Annotated in this window: 4 protein-coding genes; all 4 read left to right on the top strand. The window is 44.5% G+C overall.

What is annotated here, in order from left to right; translation table 11 throughout:
- The first annotated feature begins 259 nt into the window (after positions 1–259).
- On the top strand, positions 260–886 hold the full coding sequence (locus CAG60_RS13955) for a TetR/AcrR family transcriptional regulator (RefSeq protein WP_186461026.1): 627 nt from the start codon (positions 260–262) through the stop codon (positions 884–886).
- 61 nt (positions 887–947) lie between these two features.
- The gene (locus tag CAG60_RS13950; protein ID WP_161439201.1) at positions 948–3,230 is read left to right on the top strand and encodes an acyl-CoA dehydrogenase; all 2,283 of its coding nucleotides are present in this window, start codon (positions 948–950) and stop codon (positions 3,228–3,230) included.
- A gap of 247 nt (positions 3,231–3,477) precedes the next feature.
- A complete protein-coding gene (fabV, locus tag CAG60_RS13945) occupies positions 3,478–4,680 on the top strand; it encodes an enoyl-ACP reductase FabV (RefSeq protein WP_154167853.1) in 1,203 nt (400 codons plus the stop codon).
- A gap of 150 nt (positions 4,681–4,830) precedes the next feature.
- A partial coding sequence (locus CAG60_RS13940) for a transposase domain-containing protein (protein ID WP_202598592.1) occupies positions 4,831–5,038 on the top strand: 208 nt, incomplete at its 3' end.

Genomic DNA, 5,038 nt, shown 5'->3' with positions numbered 1-5,038 from the left:
CTCTACCAACTACACTAAGTCAGACTGGATGAATAACAAAGAGTTCCCAAATAATAGAAAAATGTTCAAAAAAAATGATTATTTTCCTTTGTTCTTGCTCGAGAACCTGAAATGCAGAGAAGTTATGTTGACTTATCACGGATTTTATAGGGTGGCGACTATCTGGTCGGACCATGTTTAAAAAGTGTGATGTTAATTGCTTGTTAATCTCGTGTTTCAAAGGTATATTTCAAACAGTTGTTTGATACGGATGATTGAAATGGCCCCTAAGAGCAGTACCAAAGAAAAAATACTCGATGTAGCAGAAGGGCTATTTGCTGAGCATGGTTTTAATGATACCTCTCTTCGTACCATTACTAGTAAAGCTAACGTCAATCTGGCGTCGGTGAATTATCACTTTGGTGATAAAAAAACGCTGGTACGAGCGGTACTAAATCGTTACTTAGAAGCATTTATGCCAGCTGTTAAACAGTCATTAATGGCGTTGAATGAGCAAGAAAGTTACAGCATGGAAGAAGTCTTTGAATCGTTACGTGGTCCCTTAAAAGCGTTGAGTCAAATACGCCCAAGCGGTACCAGTCGCTTCATGCTGTTGATTGGCCGAGGTTATACCGATGTACAAGGTCATTTACGTTGGTTTATCACCACTCGTTATGACGACGTTCTCAGCTTATTTACTCAGTCAGTGATGAAGGCAAACCCCAATTTAACTCGCGAGACGCTGTTTTGGCGGCTGCATTTTACCCTTGGGACCTGTGTTTTTACCATGGCATCCAGCCAAGCTTTAGCGCAAATAGCTGAAAATGATTTTGCGACTAAAGTTGACGCTAACTCCATGATTGACCAGATTATTCCTTATTTGGCTGCTGGAGTGGCGGCCAAATAATTGAACCAAACGAAACTATAATAAGTATAAATCTTAACCAGTGAACAAAAGGATCGGAATTATGAGCTCTCTAAGAAGAAAATGGATTAGTGACCCCGCTTTCAAACTCTTTAAGCAAGTGTTGCCTCCGCTGTCTGCAACCGAAAAAGAAGCCATGGAAGCCGGAAGTGTATGGTGGGATGGGGAGTTGTTCTCTGGTAAGCCTAACTTTACAACGCTACATCATTATCCTAAGCCAACTCTCACGGCGGAAGAGCAATCATTCATGGATAATGAGCTTGAAACGCTACTCGGTATGATTGATGACCATAAAATCATCAAACACGATCGTGACCTACCCAAAGAGGTATGGGATTATCTGCGTAAAGAGCGCTTCTTCTCATTAATTATTTCTAAAGAATATGGTGGCCGTGAATTCTCGGCATTGGCCAATTCAACCATCGTATCGCGTATTGCGACGCGCAGTATCAGTGCTGCCGTTACCGTGATGGTGCCTAACTCTCTAGGCCCTGGTGAACTGCTTTCTCATTATGGTACTCAAGAGCAGAAAGATTATTGGTTGCCACGTTTAGCTGATGGTACGGATATTCCTTGTTTTGCATTAACGGGCCCAGAAGCAGGCTCCGATGCCGGCGGCATTCCTGATCAAGGTATCGTGTGCTACGGCAAGCATGAAGGTAAAGAAGTCCTAGGTATTCGTTTAACGTGGAACAAACGTTATATTACGCTCGCCCCGGTTGCTACCGTTCTTGGTTTAGCGTTTAAACTGAACGATCCGGATGGGCTGCTCGGTGATAAAAAAGATCTCGGTATTACTTGTGCCTTAATTCCAGCCAACCATACCGGTGTGGAAATTGGTGAGCGTCATGATCCGCTCGGTTTAGCGTTTATGAACGGACCAACTCGTGGTAATGATGTCTTTATTCCGATGGAATGGCTGATTGGTGGCGTGGACTATGCTGGTAAAGGCTGGCGTATGCTGGTTGAGTGTCTTTCTGCTGGGCGGGGTATTTCTTTACCGGCTCTCGGTACGGCGATTGGTCACCTCACTTCTCGTACTACAGGAGCTTATGCTTATGTTCGTAAGCAGTTTGGTATGTCGATCGGTAAGTTTGAAGGCGTTGCAGAAGCGCTCGGTCGAATTGGTGGTTTGACTTACTTACTCGAAGCGACACGCACTTTGACAACAACCTCTCTCGATATGAAAGAGCGTCCAGGGATCATTACCGCGATTGCTAAATACCATATGACAGAAATGGCGCGAACTATCTTAAATGATTCAATGGATATTCATTCAGGGCGTGCAATTCAAGATGGGCCTATGAATTATCTATCGACCCATTACCTCGGTGTTCCCGTTGCGATTACGGTGGAAGGGGCCAATATCCTGACCCGTAACCTGATGATCTTTGGTCAAGGTGCGACGCGTTGTCACCCTTATGTTCTTAAAGAGATGGAAGCGGCTGCTAACCCAGATAGCGAACAAGCCGCGAAAGATTTTGATAAGTTATTGTTTAAACACATTGGTCATGCAGTCAAAAATACCTTTGGTGCTTTTGGTGCTGCTCTGACGGGTTCACGATTCATCAAAGCGGAGATGAGTGGGCCGACCCAAGGGTATTATAAAGAAATGACTCGTTTAAGCCGTGCCTTAGCGGTTAGCGCCGACTTTGCCATGTTGACTCTGGGTGGTGAGTTGAAACGTAAAGAGATGATCTCTGCGCGTTTGGGGGATGCACTGAGCTTCCTTTATATGGGGTCAGCGGTTCTAAAGCGTTACGAAGATGAAGGCCGTCAACAAGCGGATCTCGATTACGTGCACTACGCGATGCAACACTGTTTACATCATGCTGCCAAAGCCCTGAGTGATACTTATCGTAATTATCCGATTAAAGCGGTCGGTGGATTATTAAAAGGATTGATATTCCCACTAGGTAATCACTATCAAGCGCCTAGCGATACACTTACCGTAAAGATTGCCGAAAGTTTAATGACGCCGGGAGCCCATCGTGATCGCTTAACCCATTTGTGTTACATCGGCAAAGATGAAGATGATAGCGTCGGCTTAATGGAAAAAGCTTTCCTTGCTATGTATAGCGTTAAAGGATTAGAGCGACAAATGAATAAAGCGGTGAAAGAAGGTAAAGTGGCTCGTAAAGGACCTTTGACTGAGCGTCTTGCTCAAGCGAAAACGGCTGGTGTCTTGACTGAAAATGAAGTTGAAGCGATTTTAGCCGCAGACAAACTGCGTTCGAAAGCGATTCAAGTGGACCATTTCAGCCACGATTTAAGCGAAGTGCGCACTCACAACGTTAATCCACCAAAATTGAATAATGTGGCATAACTCATCCTATTCAATTTGCTAATGTCTTAAGGCCTCTTTTGAGGCCTTATTTTTTGCTGTTAATGGTACAGTAGCGCTGATTTTTTGTGATTGGTCTTGTCTTGCGTGTTTAAGATAGGATGATCCTGAACCATTTAGGTTAAGAACAGCTCCAACCACTCAGTAAAAAAGTGCTTTTGGGCAGAAATAAGATGCGAAGTGGCGCTGAAACTTTTATCCTAACCGAGATTTTTGAAGGAAGTTGAATATGATCATCAAACCTAAAATTCGTGGATTCATTTGCACAACCACTCATCCAGTGGGCTGTGAAGCGAACGTAAAAGAACAAATTGCTTATACTAAAGCACAAGGCTCGATTAAGAATGCACCCAAACGTGTGCTGGTCGTTGGCTCCTCTAGTGGCTACGGCTTATCTTCACGTATTGCTGCCGCCTTTGCTGGTGGTGCTGCAACGATTGGCGTCTTTTTTGAAAAACCGGGTACGGAAAAGAAAACCGGAACCGCTGGGTTTTACAATGCCGCCGCGTTTGATAAGTTAGCTCACCAAGAAGGTTTATATGCCAAGAGCCTCAATGGTGACGCCTTTTCTGATCAAGCTAAGCAAAAAGCCATTGAGTTGATCAAACAAGACTTAGGTCAAATTGATTTAGTGGTTTATTCATTGGCCTCTCCGGTACGCAAGATGCCAGATAGCGGTGAAGTGGTTCGCTCGGCCCTGAAACCAATCGGTGAAACCTACACCGCTACTGCGGTTGATACCAATAAAGACATCATTATCGAAGCCAGCGTTGAACCTGCCACTGAACAAGAAATCAACGACACCATCACCGTGATGGGCGGTCAAGATTGGGAGTTGTGGATGCAAGCGCTTGATGATGCGGGCGTTTTAGCGGACGGTTGTAAAACCGTCGCTTATAGCTACATCGGTACTGAGCTGACTTGGCCAATTTATTGGGATGGTGCATTGGGTCGTGCGAAGATGGATTTAGATCGCGCAGCGCAAGCATTAAATGAAAAATTAGCCGCTAAGCAAGGTAGCGCTAATGTGGCCGTGTTAAAGTCGGTTGTCACTCAAGCCAGCTCGGCGATTCCTGTTATGCCGTTATACATCGCAATGGTCTTTAAGAAAATGCGTGAAGAAGGCATCCACGAAGGGTGTATGGAGCAAATCTATCGTTTGTTCAGCCAGCGTTTGTATAAAAACGATGGTTCAGCACCAGAAACGGACGATCATAACCGTCTGCGTCTCGATGATTGGGAGTTGCGTGAAGATATTCAGCAGCACTGCCGTGAGTTATGGCCGCAAATCACGACTGAAAACCTAAAGACGTTAACAGACTATGAGCTTTATAAAGAAGAGTTCCTTAAGCTGTTTGGCTTTGGTGTTGAGGGTGTTGATTACGATGCCGATGTCAGTCCAGAAGTTGAGTTTGATGTGATCGATATCTAATCGATATCCGTTCTGATAGTAAAGATAGTAAAGATAGTAAAAAAGGCGCTTTATGCTAATGCCGATCAGTTAAGAGATAAATGATCGGTTGAACGATCCTACAGATGGCTTATAAAGGCTCTAAGTTCCTAAAACTTTGAGCCTTTTATTTTGCAATTAACTACAGCCCTAACACTCGCCAAGCGTTACGCCCCCAATACTGAACAACTTGGAAAACTCAGTGACATTCTTTGTCCTGATTTCATCAACCAATGCTTAGAAGCTTCCGGTGTGGCCACTATTCGTAAACGTCGTATCCCTCTCGACATGGCCGTTTGGGCGGTCGTTGCTATGTCGCTTTACCGACAAGAGCCTTTGT

Origin of the sequence: Vibrio sp. V33_P6A3T137 (assembly GCF_009904835.1) — a bacterium.
In the GTDB taxonomy this organism is placed as follows: domain Bacteria; phylum Pseudomonadota; class Gammaproteobacteria; order Enterobacterales; family Vibrionaceae; genus Vibrio; species Vibrio metschnikovii.
This window is presented reverse-complemented; position numbering and strand designations above follow the sequence as displayed.

What these genes read in the sequence shown, in the direction of transcription:
- CAG60_RS13955 (WP_186461026.1), top strand. Translation starts at nt 260, where the DNA reads ATGGCCCCTAAGAGCAGTACCAAAGAAAAAATACTCGATGTAGCAGAA.
- CAG60_RS13950 (WP_161439201.1), top strand. Translation starts at nt 948, where the DNA reads ATGAGCTCTCTAAGAAGAAAATGGATTAGTGACCCCGCTTTCAAACTC.
- fabV (WP_154167853.1), top strand. Translation starts at nt 3,478, where the DNA reads ATGATCATCAAACCTAAAATTCGTGGATTCATTTGCACAACCACTCAT.